The sequence below is a fragment of the Microbacterium sp. TNHR37B genome, assembly GCF_001620065.1.
Taxonomy (GTDB): domain Bacteria; phylum Actinomycetota; class Actinomycetes; order Actinomycetales; family Microbacteriaceae; genus Microbacterium.
In genome coordinates, this window is the sequence record NZ_LQGV01000001.1 from 1,568,221 (window position 1) to 1,585,799 (window position 17,579).

Below are 17,579 nucleotides of genomic sequence, written 5' to 3' on the forward strand. Positions count from 1 at the left end.
CTGTAGTTTTGCACACTTCCGCTCGATTTTCGCCGTTTTTCGGCAAAAGCGATTCAGGCGCGCCGGACGAGCGGTCCGACGCCCACGACAGACGGCGTCGAGGGCGATTCAGGCGGAGGGGCGGGCGAGGAGCGCGGCGGCGGCTCGCGACGCTCGCGACGCTCCCGAAAAGCCCTCGAGCCAGGCCCGAAGTGCGGGCGTCGTGATCGAGCGCGAGGGGCGCCCCGAGAGCTCGGCGAGGAGGTCCAGGAGCTTGTCGATGCCATGATGCGCGTGGGAGAGATGTGGAAGCGTCGCAGCGAGCGTGTCCGCGACGGCCCTCTCTGCAGACAGGGAGATCGCCGATCGACGAACGTGTGCGGATGCACCCAGCCCGACCGTTCGTCGGGCGTGGCCAGCAGGATGCGGGGAGCGCCCCCGGCGCAGCACGCGGCTCACTTCACGCGCTCGGGCGATGAAGGGCTCGCTGCCGCTCATCCCCCACAGGCGCGGGGGGGTAGCGTTTACCGAGAGCGTCGAGGACGAGCAGAGCCAGCACACTGCGAGAGACGGCTCCGCGCCGATCCGATGTCGGCTCCCATGCGTATTGGCGTGCGGCAAGCGAGCTTCTCCGCTTCGCACGGATGCAATGGAGATCGTCGCCAAGGAGATGAGCCGCACCAGTATGTGATCTACAAGCACTTCCTGCACTTGTTCCGCAACCGGGACGACGCAACCCGATTGGGCGCACTGTGCATCCGGGCACATGTGGGCGCTCACGTCAAGAGCTGGCGCGCTTCGTGCAGTTGCGGACTAGCAAATTGACTCTCAGGGGCTTCACTCGTTCCTAATGTCGGCCACATCCTGCATGATGGGGTTGATTGGAGCCCCATGCCAGCAACGATGAGCGTACGCGAACTCGCGACTGCTGCCGACAAGGATGTTGAAGAGGTTCTCGTGACCCTCTGGTACGCCGACATTGAGTACGTCACTGAACCGTCGTCCCTTATCCGAAGCGAAGACCTGAACGCCGCACTACGAGCGTGTCAGCTGCCTGCGCGCGGTGACCGGAGAAGAAAGTCCTACTGGGCGTCACAGCTCGGTGTCGAGATCGCGGAACTGGATGCTCTTCTAGCCTCCCTTGGATATGTGTCGCCGGAGCGTGCTCGGAACATCCCCAAGGGTTCTTCCTCGCGGTTGGCTCGGATGGCCCGGGAGCGCCCTGCTGCTCCACCGGCCCCGCCCGTGGACGCGGTTGAAATCCCCTCCGCGCCGCCCATCTCCTGGAAGGTGATCGGGCAAAAGGAGCCTTCGTCGTTCCTGACCGTGGACGAGGTGCGATCTATCCACGAAGCGCTCGAGAACGATGCTAGCCAGGCAAACGATCCGATCTGGCCCCCCGGGGTGAAAAGCGAAGACTCGCTCGCAAGTGCTATCATACGCCCACAGTCAGGCCATGGAGTCGAACCCAAGTACCCGACCGTTGAGATGGCGGCGGCGGCGCTGGTTCATTCCCTCGTCCATAACCACCCTTTCCACAACGGCAACAAACGCACCGCCGTGGTGAGCCTGCTTGTCTTTCTCGATCGACATAACCAGTGGCTTCGTGACTCAGTAGATAAGGACGCCCTCTTCAAGTGGATGCTGGAGGTCACCAACCATCAGATTCTTCCCAAGGGCTTCATCTACGACCAAATCGCTGACCGCGAGGTGCTGGTCATCTCGGAGTGGATCAAGAAGAACTCGCGACCAGTGTCGCGATCCGAGCGACCGATCACGTGGCGCAAGCTACGGGCGATTCTCGAACAAGAGTTCGATTGCGCGATCGGACCAAGAGGCACTGGCGTACTCGTGGAGCGAACCATCATCGAGCGTGGTTTTCTGGGTAGACGGAAACTAGACACACGCCGTTTCCAGTTCGTGCCAGCAGGCGATGGGCGCGAAGTGGGCCTTGGCACGATTAAGCAGATGCGTCGCGAGCTCCATCTCGATGATGGACACGGCGTTGACTCAGTGATCTTCTACGGCGACGAACGAACGCCAGACGAGTTCATAGTGCGATACCGCTCGCTGCTGCGAGCACTGGCGAAGGTATAGTCGGCGGCGGAGGCCCGTCGTGACGTGTCGCGTCACGACTCGCGAACTCGGCGGCTGCGGGCGGTCGATCGCTCGATTCTTCGATAGCGGACGCAGTCTCCGTTTCCGCTCGAAGCTCCTTGAGCTCGCCCGGCACCTCGAAGAGGTTTCGTATCACCTGCGTCGTGAATAGAAGTGATCTCTCGACTTCTCGCGCCATGAGCGCCGTGTCTGTGTGGTGAGCACCGATGTTCCCATCTCGCGGACGTGCTCCAAGACACCTGAAAGGCCTTGCGTACGATAGGCACCGTCGAGGAGCTTCTTAACGGAGCCCTAGAGGTTTCGTTTCCTGAACACCTTTCGCAGCGGCAGCCGCTTCCAACGTCTTGCGTAGCTGGACCGCTGCCGCATCCGGGCTGCCAGCCAGCAGCGCACGCTGCGCAGTGTCGAAGAATCACCTGGTGTCGTCGGGCACATGCTTGACCACGACTCCGAGATCGTCCGCACTCGGGAGCGCCGCAACTTCGATGACCTCGTCGCCGTCGTGGATAGGAACCTTACCGTCGCCCACCTTCGCGGTGATGACATGGCCAACGAGCGTGAGCCGTCCGCAACAAGGGCAACTCAAGACAGCTTGAGGGTGGTAGCCCCCCGGCTGCATCGCGAACATATCGCGATGACCACTCAACTCCCATCGAGACATCGACGTGCGGCAGTATCCGCAGTTGCGATACGTCGCCTTCTCATACTTCGGCATTCCCGAGCAGCTCAGCGCGGCACCGCGGGCCAACGACGGAGGGGCCCTCGCCGTCTTCTGGCGAGGGCCCCTCCGTGTCCTGCGGTGGCGAGTGAGGGATTCGAACCCCCGAAGGCTATGCCGGCTGATTTACAGTCAGATCCCTTTGGCCGCTTGGGTAACTCGCCAGGTGCGCACCCGACCGGCTTGTACAGTCGACCGGAGGCGCGATCCACCATCTTACCGGGTCGAACGCCCCACGAAAAACCACCGTCGCTACGCGGCGACGGCCACCCGTTCCACGAACGACTCGACGCGGTGGCGGGTGCCGTCGATCCGGCGGTCGACGCTGGCGCGCACCTCGCTGGGCGCGAGAGGTGCCGCCAGTCGCACGTTCTCGTGGCAGGAGAGATCCGCGCACACGTACGTGCCCACGCTGTCACCCCGCTCCCCCGCGTCACCGGCTCGGCGAGCAGTGAACAGGGCCACCTGGTCGCCCGGCTGCATCGTGTGACACAGGTTGCAGAGGGCAGGCCGTCCCCGGCTCGATCCGTCGGTTGCGCGGAGGACGACGCCCGTGGGGGCGCCGTCGAGCTCGGCGATCACGTAGCCGCGAGCGCGCGTGCGCGGATCGCGCCAGGCGAGGAAGTCGAGGTGGTCCCAGTCCACGAGCAGGAAGTCGACCGGCAGGGCCACCCTCTCGATCTCGTCGGTCGTCGCATTGACGAGCGCGGCGCGCACCTGGTCCTCCGTGAGCGGCTGCATCCCTCCAGTCTAGGAAGCAGTTGCCGCCACGGGGGCCTCGGCGACGAGCCGTCCGTCGACCCACGACACCGGCATGGGGTCGGTCACCCCGCCCAGGAACGCGCCGTCCGGCCCCACGTTACGGAAGGCGAACAGGAGCCACTGCCCATCGTCGCGACGGCGCAGCAGCCGTCCGACGTACAGGTCCTGCCCCGTCAGAGGCTCCGCGCGGTCGACGTCGAAGGGCCCGAGCACGCTCTCGGCGGGGATCGCCCAGGTGCCGGCCCGCGCCGCGCGGCGTGAGGGCATCGAATGGTCGGCGAGGCAGGAGAACAGCAGCACGGGGCGCCCGTCCACCACCTCGACCTGCGTCACTTCCAGCTGTCCGAATCCGTTCTCCGACGGCACGCTCACCGGCTCGCGCAGCTCCCACTCGCGAAGGTCGGCCGACCACGCATGCGCGATCACGCCGCGTCCGTTCACGGGCCCTTCCGGTGCGCGAGCGGTCACATACATGTGCCAGCCGTCACCCTCGGGATCGGCGAAGACCCACGGATCGCGGAAGGCCTCGTCGTGCCAGTCACCGCTGTCGAGCGTCTCGTACCAGGGCGCGGCCGCTTCCAGCACCGCCCCCGGCGCCTTCTGCCAGGTCACGAGGTCGGTGGACGTGGCATAACCGATCCGCTGGACGTTCTTGCCGCCCTCTGCGCGGGTGGAGCCGGTGTAGAAGAGGAACCAGGTGCCGTCGGGGTGGCGCACGGTCGAACCGGTCCACGTGGCGAGGTCGTCGAACTCCCCCGCTTCCCCCCGCACGAGGGCGTCGGCGATCCGCTCCCACTCCACGAGGTCGGTGGAGACGGCATGCCCGATCGAGGCACGGTAGTGGCGCGCCTCGGGGTCGTGGAGGGCCCGCGAGGCGTAGAGGAAGAAGAGGTGATAGCGGTCGCCGTCGTCGGCGAACCAGTAGTCCCAGACCCAGGAATCGGGAAGATCGAACACGATGAACGTCCTTACTGCGGGCTGAGCCCGCGGATGAGATGCAGCGTGAGGCGACGGCGGGGTGCCGCTCAGCCCTTCACACCGCTCGCGGCGATCGAGCTGACGAACGCGCGCTGGAAGATCAGGAAGACGATGAGCACGGGGATGGTGATCATCGAGGTGTACGCCATGACCTCTCCCCAGGCCGTGTTGAGCTGGAAGAAGTACTGCATTCCCACCATGACCGGGCGGAGGTTCTCCCGCTGCACGACCATGAGGGGCCAGAGGTACTGGTTCCACGCGGGGAGGAAGGTGAGGATGGCGACCGTCGCGAACGCCGGACCTGACAGCGGAACGATGATCCGCCGGTAGATCGTGAACCAGCTCGCGCCGTCGATGCGGGCTGCCTCATCGAGCGACTTCGGAATGGTCGAGAAGTACTGCGTGAACAGGAAGATCGAGAACGCGTTCGCGATGAACGGCACGATCTGCACCTCGTAGGTGTTCAGCCACCCGAAGTCGTACTTGAGCACGCCGCCCTCGAACACGAGGGTGGGCAGCTGCGACACCCAGTAGACCATCGGCACGGCGATCGTCTCGAAGGGCACGATGAGCGTCGCGATGATGAGGCCGAGCACGACGAGGCGTCCCTTCCACGCCAGCCGGGAGAGGGCAAACCCCGCCATCGAGTTCACGACGAGGCCGAGCCCCACCGTGAGCACCGTCACGAGCACCGAGTTGAACATGAACTGCGCGACCGGCACCCGGTCGAACACCCCGAAGTAGTTGTCGAGGCTGATGTCCCCCACGGGCAGGAACGCCATCGGCGAGTCGAGGTCCTGCAGGATCTGGCTGTCGGGCTTGAGGCTCGACACGAACATGAAGACGAGCGGGAACAGGAAGATCACGGCGAGGACCGACATCGCGATGTAGGTCGCCGCAGTCCCCCAGCGGCGCCCCGCCGAGGCGGAGCGGACGGGCCGGCGCGACGTGTTCCGCGAGGCGGAGCGGCGCGAGGCCGGCGGGGCGGGAACGGTGGCGGTCATCAGTCCTTCTCCCGGGTGAGGCGGCGCTGGATCAGCGCGATGAGGAGCACGGCGACGAAGAAGATGAGCGAGATCGCCGCCGCGTAGCCGATCTCCTGTTGTCCGTAGCCCTTGCGGACGGCGTGGTAGACGACCGTCGAGGTGGCGCCCTGCGGCCCGCCCTGGGTCATGACGTCGATCTGCACGAACAGACCGAGCGCGGCGATCGTGATCGTGACGAGCACGAACACCATCGTCGGGCGCAGCCCCGGCCACGTGACGTTGGTGAACTGACGCCAAGGGCTCGCACCGTCCATCCGTGCCGCCTCATACAGTTCCTCGGGGATCGTCTGCAGCCCCGACAGCCAGATGATCATGTGGAACCCGACGGCCTGCCAGATCGACATCACGATGATGGCGCCGAGCGCCGTCTGCGGATCGTTCAACCAGTCGGTGCCGCTCCACAGGCCGAAGGTCACCGCGTCGATCATGGAGTTGATGAGTCCGTCCTCCTGATAGAGGAACTTCCACAGGATCGAGACGACCACGATCGAGGTGACGACGGGGACGAAGAAGACGACGCGGAAGAACGTCGTCCCCCGCAGCTTCCGGTTCACCAGCACGGCGAGGGCGAGGCCGAGGCCTGCCTGGACCGGGACCACGACGAGGGCGAACAGCGCCGTGTTGCCGATCGACTGCACGAACACCGGGTCGGCGGTGAACGCACGGATGAAGTTGTCGAACCCGACGAACCGCGGCGGATTCGGGGAGATCAGGCGTGCGTTGGTGAAGGAGAGCGTGAAGGCGAGGATCACGGGGATGACGAGGAACAGGAGCAGCAGGATCGCCGCGGGGGCGACCATGCCCATCCCCGCCCAGGTCTCTCGTCCCCGGATCGAACGGAAACGGCGGAGCGATCGCCGAGGGGTCTCGGCGGCCACCGTGGGAGGCGTGACAGTCATGACAGAGGTCCTTCCGGGCGCACGGGGCACCGGCGCCGACGCGTCGGCACCCCGTGCGATCGGGATCGGTTAGAAGCCGTACCCGTCGTTCGACGCGATGTTCGCGTCGATGTCCTTGACGGCCTGGTCGAGCGTGCCCTTGACGTCGGCGCCGCTCATGATGTTCTTCGCTGCGGTCTCGAACGTCGTCGAGATCACCGCGTAGGCGGGGGTCTCGGGACGCAGCACCGCGTACTTCTGGGAGAACTCGACGAAGGGGCGGAGGACGCCGTCGTCACCGAAGTACTTCGACGCCTGCGCCGCGGCCTCGGTGGCCGGGATGACGATCTGGTTGTCGGCGAACTCGGTGATGTACTTGTCGTTGAAGCTGAACTCGAGGTACTCGCGAGCGCCGTCGGCGTCGTTGCAGCTCGAGGAGATGGCCCACTGCCACGAGCCGCCGCCGATCTTCGGGCCGTTGCCGAGGTCCGGCGGGGGCAGGATCACGAGGTCGTCACCGATCGCCTCGACCGAGGCGAGGGCGTTCCAGACGCCGGTGTAGCTGAGGGCGACCTTGTCGTCGACGAACTCCTGGTTGCCGATCGTGCCGGCGTTGCTCGCATAGCCCTTCTCGAACAGGCCCTGGAACCACGTGCCCCATGCGACCGCGTCGTCGCCGTTCAGGGCGCCGTCGGCGGTGAGCATCGTGTCGCGGTTGATGAGGTCGCCACCGAAGCTCTGCAGGAGCGGGGAGTAGGCATAGGGCCACCACTCACCGGTGTCCTCGGCGCCGATGTCGATCGGGGTGTCGTACCCCGCCTTCTTGAGGGTGTCCAGCGCGGAGTCGAACTCGTCCTTCGTCCACGGCTGCTCCGTCGTGGGGATGCGGATGTCGTTGGCTTCCAGCACCGACTTGCGCGCGAAGATCGACAGCGCAGCGTCCCAGTAGCCGGCGGAGTAGATCTCCCCGTTCCACTTCCCGACCGCGGTCGGGAGGAGCTTGTCGGTGATGTCGGTCGAGATCCCCAGCGGCTGGAGGTACTCCGCCCATGCCCAGTTGGGCATGATCGGTCCGTCGAGGTCGAGGAGGCACGGGAGATCGCCCGAGGCGGCGGCCGCGACGATCGCGTCATTGTACGCCCCCTGCGGGAACGACTCGTGCACGACCTCATAGGTGTCCTGCGACGAGTTGAAGTCGTCGATGATCTTCTCGTAGACCGCGAGCTCGGCGGCGTTGCCCGCCGAGTGCGTCCACATCGTCAGCTGCGTGCGGCCGTCCTTCGTGGTCGTCCCGCCCTGGCCCGCCTGTCCGCACCCCGTGAGGGCGAGGGCTGTCGCCAGCCCCGCGGCCACGAAGACCGGCACCGTTCTGCGCATCATTGTGGTTTCCTATTCCTGGTGGCCGACGCCCACGTCGGTCACCCGATCGGGGGCCGCTGCGCGCGGCCCTTCGGTTACATGTGAAGCCCGTCGCCGGTTCTGTTTGCCGACATGCGCCGGCGGCGGGCCCACGGAGCTCCGTCTGATGACGGGACACTCCATGCGGTGCGCGGCGTCCTCATCCCCCTCCGCGCGGACGCCGAGCGCGACCTCCATCGCCCAACGACCCATCTCGTAATGGGGAAGGGCGATGGTGGTGAGGGGAGGATCCAGCTCCGCGGCGACCAGCTGCTGGTCGTCGTAGCCGACGACCGAGAGGTCACGCGGAATCTCGAGACCGCGATGGTGGGCGGCGGTGTAGACGCCGATCGCCATCCGGTCGTTGAAGCAGAAGATCGCCGTCGGACGCCGATCCTCCGGCAGGTCGAGGAGCTCGTCGGCGGCCGCGCGCCCGCCCTGCGCCGACGTCTCGCCGCGCACGTGCAGGGCCGGGTCGGGCTCGATCCCCGCCTCACGAAGCGCATGGAGGTAGCCGTCATGGCGCAGCCGGGAGGCGATCGGCTCCCGGTCGCTCGTGTCGAGATAAGCGATGCGGCGGTGGCCGGCGGCGAGCAGCTCACGAACCGCCGCCTGTCCACCCGCCCAGTCGTCCGGTACGACGCTCGGGAATCCGCCGCCGATCGGGTAGCAGTCCAGGAACACGGTGCCCTTCGGCAGGCCTGCCGGAGGCGTGGCACCGCGATGCCACATCGCGGCGTAGAGCAGCCCATCGACCTGCTGGGCCGTCATCGCCCGCACGGCCTCGGTCTCGATGCTCGTCTCGCCACCGGTGTCGACCAGCATGACCATGTGGCCGCTCTCGCGGGCCGCGTCCTGCGCGCCGGCGAGCATGCGTCCGGCGAACGGGGTGGTGGCGATCTGATCGGAGATGAGCCCGACGATGCGGGTGCGCTGCGTCCGCAAGCCGCGCGCGACGGCGCTCGCCGAGTAGCCGACCGCTTCGGCTGCCTCGCGCACACGCTGGCGAGTCTCCTCGGAGATGCGGGACTCGGCGTTGTTCAGCACGAGCGACACGGTGGTGACGGAGACGCCCGCGGCGGCGGCGACGTCGAAGATCCGCGCCCGTCCCATGCTCCACCTCACACCCTTGTGTTGATAAAACGTTTTATCGCTATACCGGAATGGTAGGGCAGATCGCGCGCTGACGTCAACATCGCGTCGCCGGGAGCCCGGGAAGAAAGGCAACGGGGTGGGCCACTCGCCCGGGCGAGCGGGGGTTTACTGCGGGGCGCGCCACCGCACCGCGTTGACAGCGAGATGGAGGAGCGCGACGGCAGCGGCGGCGATGAGCAGGCGTGTGCCGACGGCGGACAATACGTCCGGATCCGTCACCTCGCTACTCAGTGAGCCCGCCAGCAGCATGAGCCCGAGGGCGCCCGCGGTGATCCATACCGCCATGATCACGAGGAGGTACGGATTGGTCGGAGGCCGCACCGGCTCCGGCGAGGATGGATCCTCGTGGGCGGAATTGCGTGCGGGCGTGCGGTCGGTCATGGACACCTCCGGGGTCTCCCGGCAGTATGACGCAGCTCGCCCCATACGGGCGACCCACGGTTTGCCCCTCCCCCTGGGGCAGCTTCTACGGTGAGAGCATGCTCACGACGGGACAGCTCGCCGCGCACGCCGCGATCTCCGAGAAGGCCGTTCGACTCTATGCGGATCGGGGTCTCCTCACGGCGACGCGCGACGCGTCGGGGCGCCGAATCTTCGACGGCGCCCAGGCCGAGCGTGCCCGCACGATCGCGCTTCTGCGGTCCCTCGATCTCTCGCTGTCGGAGGTCGCCGAGGTGATCGACGCGCACGCTCCTCTCCGCGTGTTCGACACCGTCTGGGAACGACGGAGAGCCCGCGCCGCCGGAGTCGACGCCGCCGGCGAGTACGCCCGCTCCGTGCTCTCCGGCACCTCCGCACTCCCGGCCGGACTGGCGGTCGGCCAGCGGCAGGTGACCGACCGCGTCGTCCTGCGCGTGGACGGCGACGCCAGGCTGTCCGAGATGGGCGCGGTGATCGCGGGCCTCACGCAGCAGGCCTTTTCCGCGCTAACCGCCGCCGACGTGCCGGTTGCGGCCCCGCCCTTCCTCGAGATCCACACCCGTGCCACGGAGGTGTCGACGGCGAAGCTGACACTCAGCGTCCCCTTCGATGGCCTCATCCCGCCCCCACCGGGCATGCACATCGCGCGCGACGAGGCCCATGCCGAGATGGTCGTGAGCCTCGACCAGGCAGAGGCGGACGACCAGCCGCTCGTGGTGGCTGTGCACGATCACCTCTCCCGGGCCGCGGGCGCGCAACGACGAGGCCCCAACCGGGAGATCTACCTCCCAGGGTTCGGAAGCGGCGCGGCGGGCACGGTCATGGAGATCGCGGTTCCCGTCGACCCCGCGGGGCCATCCGTAGCCTGACGCCGCATGACGCCGCATGACGGACGGCGTTCAGCGGCCGTAGGCCTGGGTGGCGCGCGCCACCGCCCGCTCTAACTCGACCCCGGTGCGACCGCGGTGAAGGGTGAAGGCCACGAGCTGCAGAGGATACGTCGCGGCGATCGTCCGCGCCCGACGGAGCACGGCCGCGGGCACGACGGGCGACAGCGCTTCCCACCCGTGCCAGGTCGCCAGCGCCGCGACGTCCTTCGCCTCGTCGGCGGCAGCGGCGAGGTCCCAGTCGATCACGCCGGAGACGGAGCCCGCCGTCCACAGCACATTCGAGCCGGCGAGGTCGCCGTGGGTCAGCACCTCGATGCCGGGCTCGAGCGCCCCCAGCTCCTCGACGGCTCGGAGGGCGCCGTCGCGCGCTTTGGGGCCGAGGAGCGGAAGCGCGTCCTCCACGAGTACTCGAAGGCCCTCGTGGCCGCCGAAGAAGGCGTGGGGGTGGGCCAGGCTGTCGCGGAGAGGGTCGAGGTCCACGCCGCGCAGGGCATCCAGCAGCGCTCTCAGCGCGGAGCCGTCGCCGCGGCCGCTCGGGTGCGGATCGCCGTCGAGCCGTCGTTGGGCGACAGCCACGACGCCGTCGGCCTCGACGCCGTCGGCCTCGACCGGGGCACAGCGAAGGGAAGCGGAGGCAGCAGATCGATCAGACGCTGCGTGCGAACGGTCTCCGCGGCCGCGGCCGGGGTGCGGGTGACGCGCACCGCGACCGTTCCTGCCAAGACGACCAGGTGCGCGGAGCCATGGGTCACCCGCCGCCAGTCCGGACGAGAGACACGCTCTCCCGCCGCAGAAAGTACGGCGGCGACGAGCTCGTCGATGACATCCTCGGGCGGGGCGGCGAAGCCGGTGTCCACCCTTCGACCCTACAAATCCGTCTCGGAGCGGCGTGGGCGCCCTCGACTCAGTGACCCCCGGGACCGGCGAGGCATCCGCCGTCCTGGACCAGACCGCCGATCTCGACCGCGAGGCGGTCGGTGGTGACCTCTCCGAAGAGGCACGCCGCCATCGACGACGAGGTCACCTCCGCGGGAAGGATCGCGCCGAAAGCGACGGAACCGGTGTCGCCGAGCGTCTGAATCCCCTCCGGGGGCAACCCGGAACGGGCGAGCACCTCCCGAACGCCCTCGGCCGTGAGAGAAGCAGATCCCTGGAGATCGGCGAGTCCCGCCGTCACCGCGTCGACATAGGGCGCTCCCGCCGCCACGACGTCATCGCCGACGGGGTAGCGGTCGCGATACGACTCGTTGAGGGCCATGTTCGCCTCGGGGTCATAGGTGATGCACCCTTCCGGGGGCTCCGCGTGCGGGTTCTCCGCCACGACGCAGACCGACGGGGACGGCGAGAGCGCCGACGACGGCGAGGAGGACGGCCCACCCGGTGAGGCGCAGCCGGTGAGAGCCGCGACGCTCACGGCGACGCCGACGAGCCCGCACACGCCGCGTGCGCCGCGCCGCTGCACGGGCGTTCTTCCCCGGTGCGGCGGAGAGGGCGCGAGGTGCGACACCTTCACGGACGGTCCTCCTCGGTGCTCGCGGCGGGCTAGCCGGCCCGTTCTGGGCAGACTACCCGAGGCCGTCCCGCGCGCTCCGGGCCGGCGCAGTACGGTGGAGGCATGGCTAGCGACTCTTCGTTCGACATCGTTTCCAAGATCGACCGCCAGGAGGCGGACAACGCGCTCAACCAGGCCCGCAAGGAGGTCGAGCAGCGATACGACTTCAAGGGCACCGACGCCTCGATCGAGTGGAGCGGCGAGGCGATCCTCATCAAAGCCAACAGCGAGGAGCGCGCCAAGGCGGTGCTCGACGTGTTCCAGTCCAAGCTCATCAAGCGAGGCATCTCGCTGAAGTCGCTCGACTCGGGCGACCCGGTGGCCAGCGGCAAGGAGTACCGGATCACGTCCACGCTGAAGCAGGGCATCTCCTCCGAGGACGCCAAGAAGATCAGCAAGCTCATCCGCGATGAGGGCCCCAAGTCGGTCAAGGCGCAGATCCAGGGCGACGAGCTGCGCGTGCAGTCCAAGTCTCGCGATGACCTTCAGGAGGTCCAGCGCATGCTGAAGGCCGCCGACCTCGACGTGGATCTGCAGTTCGTCAACTACCGCTGAGCCGTCACGGCGTTCCCGCGTCCTGCTCCGGCGTGATGCCGTGCTGGACGCAGAGGAGCCGGATGTACTCGAGCTGGCGCCGGTTGACGGCCATGAGCTCTTCGATCTCGATCTTCGCCGCGCGGTTGGTCTCGAAGTCGTGTTGGGCAAGGGCAGCGGCGATGGCGTCCTGACGCTTGGCCGCGATGAGCAGGATCGCGCCCTGCAGGCCGGCGAGCATGCTGAGGAACAGGTTCAGCAGGATGTAGGGGTACGGATCCCACCTGAGGGATGTCGTGTTGATGACGGCCCACGCGATCATCACGCCGACGAATCCGCCGATGAACACCCACGAACCCATCCAGTTGCGGAGGCGGTCCGCCGCGCGTTGGCCGGGTGTCAGGCTCTCCGTGGCGTGGGTGTGCCAGTTGGTCAATGGTCGGTTCACGGCCCCATCCTAGGCACCGCGTGATCACGCTCCGGGGGCGAGTTCTCCCACGGGCACCGGGACGTCGAGCACGTTCCCCGGCGGTGCGAGGGGGCACGCCCAGGCGGGATCGTACGCACAGGAGGGGTTGTAGGCGAAGTTGAGATCCAGCACGATCGTTCCGCCGGCGGCGTCCGATCCGAGGTCGGCGCCCTTGACGGTGTCGATCACGTAGCGTCCTCCGCCGTACGTGCCGCCGGGCATGCCGGCGAGCGCATCCCGCATCGGGATGAACAGCCCCCCGCCGTAGCTGGTGAGTCTCCACACGTCGAGGCGACCGACGTCGGGCACCCCCACATGTGCGACGCGCTCGAAGGAGACGACACCGTCCGTTCCCGTGGCGAACTCGAATCGCTCGGGGTCGGCAGGCTGCAACGACAGCTCGAAACGCCACGCCGGATCGTAGGGGGCGACCGGCAGGCCGCGGAAGGACGGGCGGTCGGCAGGCAGCAACGGACTGGCGGAGTGCTGCGCGAACAGCTCGTCTCGTCCGCGCCTCCACATCGCGTGCGCTCGTTCCGCGTTCTCTGTCGAGCGCACCGCCGCGTAGAGAGCGAAGACGCGACGACGCCAGTCCACCACCTCGGCGGCGATGCGTGCCGTGTCGTGGTTCATTCGTCTGCCGCCATCCTGTGAGGGTAGCGGGCGTCGCCGTCGGGTCGACTGCTCTCGACCGGGATCCGCGCGCCCGGGCCGCCGCTAGCGCGTCGGCACCGCACGGGTCAAGCCCCTGCGCCATGTCCTTCTCGCGCCTAGGGTGAGTGACCTGGGGAGATCCCGTTCGGGGAGATTCCGGAGAAGGCGGATGCACAAGAGGCGAGTGAAGTCCATCAGTTGGTGCGTCGCGGGGCTCCTCGCCATCACGCTCGTCTCCGCGGAAGGATCGCTCGCGGCGACTCCGCCCGACTCCTCACCTGCTCCGAGCCCGGCGTCGTCCCCCGAGGCGGACGACGCTGCATCGCCGGCTCCTCCCGCACCGACGCCGAGCGAGGCTGCATCGCCGACACCGGAGCCGACGGTCGACGGTCCCGCCTCGCCCGAGCCGACGGTCTCCGAGACGCCCGGGTCCCCGACGCCGGATCCGTCGCCGTCCGAGGAACCCTCACCCTCCGAAGACCCCTCGCCGACACCCTCGGTTCCTGTCGACGACCTCGGCCACGACGGCCCGACGCTCCCCCTGACGCGGGAGATGCCCGGCGGACCCTCGGCTCGCCTGGTGACGACCTACGGCCCACAGCCGGTGTTCCGCTTTCCGTTCGCCCCGAATCAGCGCTGGGGCGCGAGCGGATCGCACGCCGACAGCGACGGGATCCACCGCGGAGCCGTCGACTTCGCCCCGCTCAGCTCGGCCGACAAGAAGGTGCGGGCGGTCGCGGCGGGCCGCGTCTACCGCGTGACGTGCGGCAAGGGGTGGTTCCTCGGCGTCGACCACGGCGGCGGCTGGATGAGCGAGTATTACCACCTCACCAACGCACAGTCCTCGCTGGTCGGCGACTGGGTGCAGGCGGGCACCTACCTCGGCAACGCGGGTCAGACCCTCCCCTGCGGCGGGACACCGGGCAACAGCGCCCACGTCCACCTGTCCATCCTGAACCTCGCCACAGATGTGCCCAGCGGCAAGCGTCACTACATCTCGCTCAACGGCATTCAGTTCGACAACTACACGCTCCACGATTCCAGCGGTGCGTACAACGGTGTGTGGCGGAACCTCGCCGGGAGCACGGTGCTCACGTCTCGGCACGTCACGTGCTGCCTGCGCGCCGACGACCGGGTGGGGCCGGTGAACGTCTCCTCGTCCCTTCCCGACGCGGGCGCCGACGGGATCGACGACTACTCCCAGGCCACCGATTGGAACACCGACATCGATCGCGACGGGCGGCCCGATCTCGTCGGCTTCGGCCCCGGAGGGGTCTACACGGCGCGGAACACCGGGGACGGGTTCAGCGCTCAACGGCGAGCAGTAGCGACGTTCGGCACGGCGAAGGGGTGGGAGCGTTCCACCAACCCGCGCATGGTGGTCGACGTCAACGGCGATGGCCGCGCCGATGTGGTCGGCTTTGCGAACAGCGGTGTCTACGTCGCCACGAGCGCCGGGAGCTCCTTCAGCGCTGCGCGCCAATGGGTGGCGGGATATGGCGCCGCCAAGGGGTGGAAAGTCGGTCGCCACGAACGGGTGCTCGCCGACGTGACCGGAGACGGACTTCCCGACATCGTCGGGTTCGGTGAGGCGGGCGTGTACGTCTCGCGCAACACCGGAACCTCGTTCACGGCGCCCGCCCTGTGGGGGCGCGTGATGGGATCGGCATCGTCCGTCGGCGGGTGGCTGTCCTCCCGGAATCCCCGGTTCGTCGTCGATGTCACCGGTGACGGGCGGGCCGATCTCGTCGGGTTCGCCAACAAGGGCGTGTATGTGTCCCGCAACACCGGGTCGGGGTTCGCGAAGCCACAGCTGTGGGTGTCGAGCTTCGGCAACGAACGCGGCTGGACCGTTGCCTCCCACCCGCGCATGGTGACGGACATCGACGGCGATGGCCGTCCCGACATCGTCGGATTCGGCAGCGCCGGTGTCTACGTGTCGCGGAACACGGGCTCGTCGTTCGCGACGGCGAAACGATGGTCGGCGTCCTTCGGCTACGACTCCTCGGCCGGCTCGTGGCGCGGTGGGCGTGACGGCAGAACCCTCGCCGACGTCAACGGTGACGGCCGACCGGACGTCGTCGGATTCAGCGCGACCGGCACCTTCGTCGCACTCAACCGCGGCACCTCTTTCGGCACCAGCTCGCGGTGGACGGCGGACTTCGGATCCCGCGAGTGGACGGCGGGATGGATGCCACGATCGGTCGTCGACGTCGATGGGGACGGGCGCGCGGACATCGTGGGCTTTGCCCGGGACGGCGTCCACGTGTCATTGAGCGACGGCTCCCGGTTCGGAGCGGCGACGCATTGGTCGCAGGGCTTCGGATGGGGCGCCCCGTCGGGGTCGTGGCGAGTGGCGACGCACCCGCGAGCCGTCAGCGGGTGATCCCGTCCCCGCTCCGCTGTTCGCGAAGACGTTCCCACTGCGCCTCGAACACCTCCGGGCGCGACGCCGATACGCGCGCCGGCACCACGTCTCCGGCCCGCGGCCAGAGGGAGCGGGGAAAGACGGCGACGTGTGTCACTCGCGCCGTCTGCCGCCCCGGAAGTGTCACCTCGAGGTCGAGCTCGCACTCCTGGTAGCGCCCGCGGGGCGCGGGGTCGCTGGCGCGCAGGACGGTGAGCCGCCCCAGCACGGCGTCGGCCAGCGGGTCGCGCGTGAGGCGTTCCAGCCACGCCGCCGCCTGCTCGACCTCGCTGACCTCGACGTCGGCGTTCGGTTCGTCATCGCGCAAGAGCGCCTCCTGTGAGCCAGTGTCGAAGGTCGTCGAATGCGCGGGCGCGCGGTTCGGGTGCGGAGAGGAACACGTCGTGGAGCGCATCGGGGATCCGGGCCACCGTCACGAGCCGCCCCATGCGCGTGGCGGCGCGGGCGATGTCGTCGACGTCGAGGACGGAGTCCGACGAGGTCATCGACGCAGACCACTGCAACGGCGCGGTCCATGTGCTGGAAAGCAGGACAAGGGCCGGGCAGCCGACGTCGACGCCGGCGGCGACGGTCGCGTGGCCGGCGAGGATCGCTGCGAGCCACCCCGGGTGGGTCGGAAAGCCACGCGCCGGTCGCCAGTCCTCGTGCCCTTCCGGCAGCGAGCCCACCTCGCGCTGGGCCCGGGTATAGAAGCCGAGGTCGACCTCGGGATGCCGGCCGAGCGGGTCGACCCAGGCAGCGGCCCGGACGAGCGGGGCGAGGGCCTGGCGACCGAGCGACCCGATCTGCAGCTCCAGCCAGGGACTGTTGAGGACGAGGGCCGCGGCTGCGCCCGGGTGTCGCGCCGCCCACAGGGTGAGGATGAGTCCTCCGGTCGAGTGCCCGACGAGAACGAGCCGGCGCCCCCGACGCGGCCCCATCGCCTCGATCGCGGCAGCGATGTCGGCGTCATATTCAGAGAGCGAGTTCGTGTACCCGGGGGTCTGCCCCTCGCGGAGGCTGCGCCCGTACCGGCGCAGATCGAGCGCATAGAAGCGCGCCCCGAGGTCGTTCCAGAACCGCGCCACCTCGGTCTGGAAGAAGTAGTCCGACCAGCCATGGACGTAGAGCACGTCGACGTCGCGGAGCGGCGCGAACAGGCGGGGCACGGCTCCCGGCAGCCGCCGCACGACCGTGGCGACCACCGGGCCTGCGGCGTCGCTGCCCAGCGGCAGCGTGCGCTGCTGGAACGGAGCACCGAGGACATCCGGGGCCCAGTCGGTGTTCATGTGGCCAGCCTAGCCATCGCTATCTCTATATATGTAGGATTGCGCCATGGACCCGCTCACCCGCGTTCCCGAGGCCACCGCCGATGTGCTCGACGTCCTCCTGCAGGCCGAAGATCCCGTCTGGGGGCTCCAGGTGGTCGGACGCACCGGACGCCCCGCCGGATCGGTGTACCCGATCCTCGAACGTCTGGAGCGCCTCGGATGGATCACGTCGGAGTGGGAGGAGCCGTCGGAGCGACGGGGGGCCCGCCGGCGCCTCTACGTCCTGAGCGGCGAAGCCCGCGCGGCCGCGGGGGCGGCGGTCGCGCGAGCCCGGCGCGGCGCGGCGCTGC

At 68.4% G+C, this 17,579-nt stretch carries 20 protein-coding genes and 1 tRNA gene; 5 read left to right on the top strand and 16 right to left on the bottom strand.

Features of this window, described 5'->3' with window-relative positions; translation table 11 throughout:
* Window positions 1-108 precede the first annotated feature (108 nt).
* The gene (locus AVP41_RS07490) at window positions 109-477 is read right to left on the bottom strand and encodes a hypothetical protein (RefSeq protein ID WP_067162601.1); all 369 of its coding nucleotides are present in this window, start codon (window positions 475-477) and stop codon (window positions 109-111) included.
* 405 nt (window positions 478-882) lie between these two features.
* On the opposite strand from AVP41_RS07490, the gene AVP41_RS16345 reads away from it, so the two are divergent.
* Window positions 883-2,076 carry a type II toxin-antitoxin system death-on-curing family toxin gene (locus AVP41_RS16345; RefSeq protein WP_197464271.1) on the top strand — a complete coding sequence of 398 codons (1,194 nt, stop codon included), beginning with the start codon at window positions 883-885 and terminating at the stop codon, window positions 2,074-2,076.
* Window positions 2,077-2,897: 821 nt separating this feature from the next.
* On the opposite strand, the gene AVP41_RS07505 is transcribed toward AVP41_RS16345, so the two are convergent.
* The 8 genes from AVP41_RS07505 to AVP41_RS07540 all read right to left on the bottom strand — a co-directional run bounded on the left by AVP41_RS07505 (window position 2,898) and on the right by AVP41_RS07540 (window position 9,413).
* A tRNA-Tyr gene (locus tag AVP41_RS07505) sits at window positions 2,898-2,979 on the bottom strand.
* Between the two features lie 88 nt (window positions 2,980-3,067).
* Window positions 3,068-3,556 carry an FBP domain-containing protein gene (locus tag AVP41_RS07510; protein WP_067162607.1) on the bottom strand — a complete coding sequence of 163 codons (489 nt, stop codon included), beginning with the start codon at window positions 3,554-3,556 and terminating at the stop codon, window positions 3,068-3,070.
* 9 nt (window positions 3,557-3,565) lie between these two features.
* Window positions 3,566-4,534, bottom strand: coding sequence for a family 43 glycosylhydrolase (locus AVP41_RS07515; protein WP_067162609.1), 969 nt, complete (start codon window positions 4,532-4,534; stop codon window positions 3,566-3,568).
* A gap of 68 nt (window positions 4,535-4,602) precedes the next feature.
* On the bottom strand, window positions 4,603-5,436 hold the full coding sequence (locus AVP41_RS07520; RefSeq protein WP_442922782.1) for a carbohydrate ABC transporter permease: 834 nt from the start codon (window positions 5,434-5,436) through the stop codon (window positions 4,603-4,605).
* A 122-nt stretch (window positions 5,437-5,558) separates the two neighbouring features.
* Window positions 5,559-6,500, bottom strand: a complete 942-nt coding sequence (locus tag AVP41_RS07525; protein ID WP_082829064.1) for a carbohydrate ABC transporter permease — start codon at window positions 6,498-6,500, stop codon at window positions 5,559-5,561.
* Window positions 6,501-6,569: 69 nt separating this feature from the next.
* Window positions 6,570-7,859: a sugar ABC transporter substrate-binding protein gene (locus AVP41_RS07530; RefSeq protein WP_067162613.1), complete on the bottom strand. Its 1,290-nt coding sequence runs from the start codon at window positions 7,857-7,859 to the stop codon at window positions 6,570-6,572.
* Window positions 7,860-7,868: 9 nt separating this feature from the next.
* On the bottom strand, window positions 7,869-8,990 hold the full coding sequence (locus tag AVP41_RS07535) for a LacI family DNA-binding transcriptional regulator (protein ID WP_082829065.1): 1,122 nt from the start codon (window positions 8,988-8,990) through the stop codon (window positions 7,869-7,871).
* A 147-nt stretch (window positions 8,991-9,137) separates the two neighbouring features.
* Window positions 9,138-9,413, bottom strand: coding sequence for a hypothetical protein (locus AVP41_RS07540; protein ID WP_067162615.1), 276 nt, complete (start codon window positions 9,411-9,413; stop codon window positions 9,138-9,140).
* A gap of 98 nt (window positions 9,414-9,511) precedes the next feature.
* Between AVP41_RS07540 and AVP41_RS07545 the strand changes: the two genes are divergently transcribed.
* Window positions 9,512-10,321, top strand: coding sequence for a MerR family transcriptional regulator (locus AVP41_RS07545; RefSeq protein ID WP_067162617.1), 810 nt, complete (start codon window positions 9,512-9,514; stop codon window positions 10,319-10,321).
* A 30-nt stretch (window positions 10,322-10,351) separates the two neighbouring features.
* On the opposite strand, the gene AVP41_RS07550 is transcribed toward AVP41_RS07545, so the two are convergent.
* Genes AVP41_RS07550 through AVP41_RS07555 form a run of 3 tightly spaced genes read right to left on the bottom strand, consistent with a single transcriptional unit; the run spans window position 10,352 to window position 11,804 of the window.
* Window positions 10,352-10,918 carry a phosphotransferase gene (locus AVP41_RS07550; RefSeq protein ID WP_231902688.1) on the bottom strand — a complete coding sequence of 189 codons (567 nt, stop codon included), beginning with the start codon at window positions 10,916-10,918 and terminating at the stop codon, window positions 10,352-10,354.
* Window positions 10,849-11,199 carry a hypothetical protein gene (locus tag AVP41_RS16930; protein ID WP_231902689.1) on the bottom strand — a complete coding sequence of 117 codons (351 nt, stop codon included), beginning with the start codon at window positions 11,197-11,199 and terminating at the stop codon, window positions 10,849-10,851. Before AVP41_RS16930 ends, AVP41_RS07550 begins: the two co-directional genes overlap by 70 nt.
* A gap of 47 nt (window positions 11,200-11,246) precedes the next feature.
* Window positions 11,247-11,804, bottom strand: coding sequence for a hypothetical protein (locus AVP41_RS07555; protein WP_157532405.1), 558 nt, complete (start codon window positions 11,802-11,804; stop codon window positions 11,247-11,249).
* Window positions 11,805-11,957: 153 nt separating this feature from the next.
* Between AVP41_RS07555 and AVP41_RS07560 the strand changes: the two genes are divergently transcribed.
* Complete coding sequence (locus AVP41_RS07560) at window positions 11,958-12,449, top strand: YajQ family cyclic di-GMP-binding protein (protein ID WP_067162621.1); 492 nt, start codon at window positions 11,958-11,960, stop codon at window positions 12,447-12,449.
* Window positions 12,450-12,453: 4 nt separating this feature from the next.
* Here the strand turns inward: AVP41_RS07560 and AVP41_RS07565 are convergent, their stop codons facing one another.
* On the bottom strand, window positions 12,454-12,876 hold the full coding sequence (locus AVP41_RS07565; protein ID WP_442922777.1) for a DUF1003 domain-containing protein: 423 nt from the start codon (window positions 12,874-12,876) through the stop codon (window positions 12,454-12,456).
* Window positions 12,877-12,900: 24 nt separating this feature from the next.
* A complete protein-coding gene (locus tag AVP41_RS07570) occupies window positions 12,901-13,530 on the bottom strand; it encodes a DUF1684 domain-containing protein (protein WP_067162623.1) in 630 nt (209 codons plus the stop codon).
* Between the two features lie 205 nt (window positions 13,531-13,735).
* On the opposite strand from AVP41_RS07570, the gene AVP41_RS07575 reads away from it, so the two are divergent.
* Window positions 13,736-15,937: an FG-GAP-like repeat-containing protein gene (locus AVP41_RS07575; protein ID WP_067162625.1), complete on the top strand. Its 2,202-nt coding sequence runs from the start codon at window positions 13,736-13,738 to the stop codon at window positions 15,935-15,937.
* Here AVP41_RS07575 and AVP41_RS07580 read toward each other — a convergent pair.
* Both AVP41_RS07580 and AVP41_RS07585 read right to left on the bottom strand, forming a co-directional pair.
* Complete coding sequence (locus AVP41_RS07580) at window positions 15,927-16,286, bottom strand: hypothetical protein (RefSeq protein ID WP_067162627.1); 360 nt, start codon at window positions 16,284-16,286, stop codon at window positions 15,927-15,929. The genes AVP41_RS07575 and AVP41_RS07580 overlap by 11 nt on opposite strands.
* Complete coding sequence (locus AVP41_RS07585; protein WP_067162629.1) at window positions 16,276-17,247, bottom strand: alpha/beta hydrolase; 972 nt, start codon at window positions 17,245-17,247, stop codon at window positions 16,276-16,278. Before AVP41_RS07585 ends, AVP41_RS07580 begins: the two co-directional genes overlap by 11 nt.
* 46 nt (window positions 17,248-17,293) lie before the next feature.
* Between AVP41_RS07585 and AVP41_RS07590 the strand changes: the two genes are divergently transcribed.
* On the top strand, window positions 17,294-17,579 hold a 286-nt coding region (locus AVP41_RS07590), incomplete at its 3' end, for a PadR family transcriptional regulator (protein WP_067162631.1).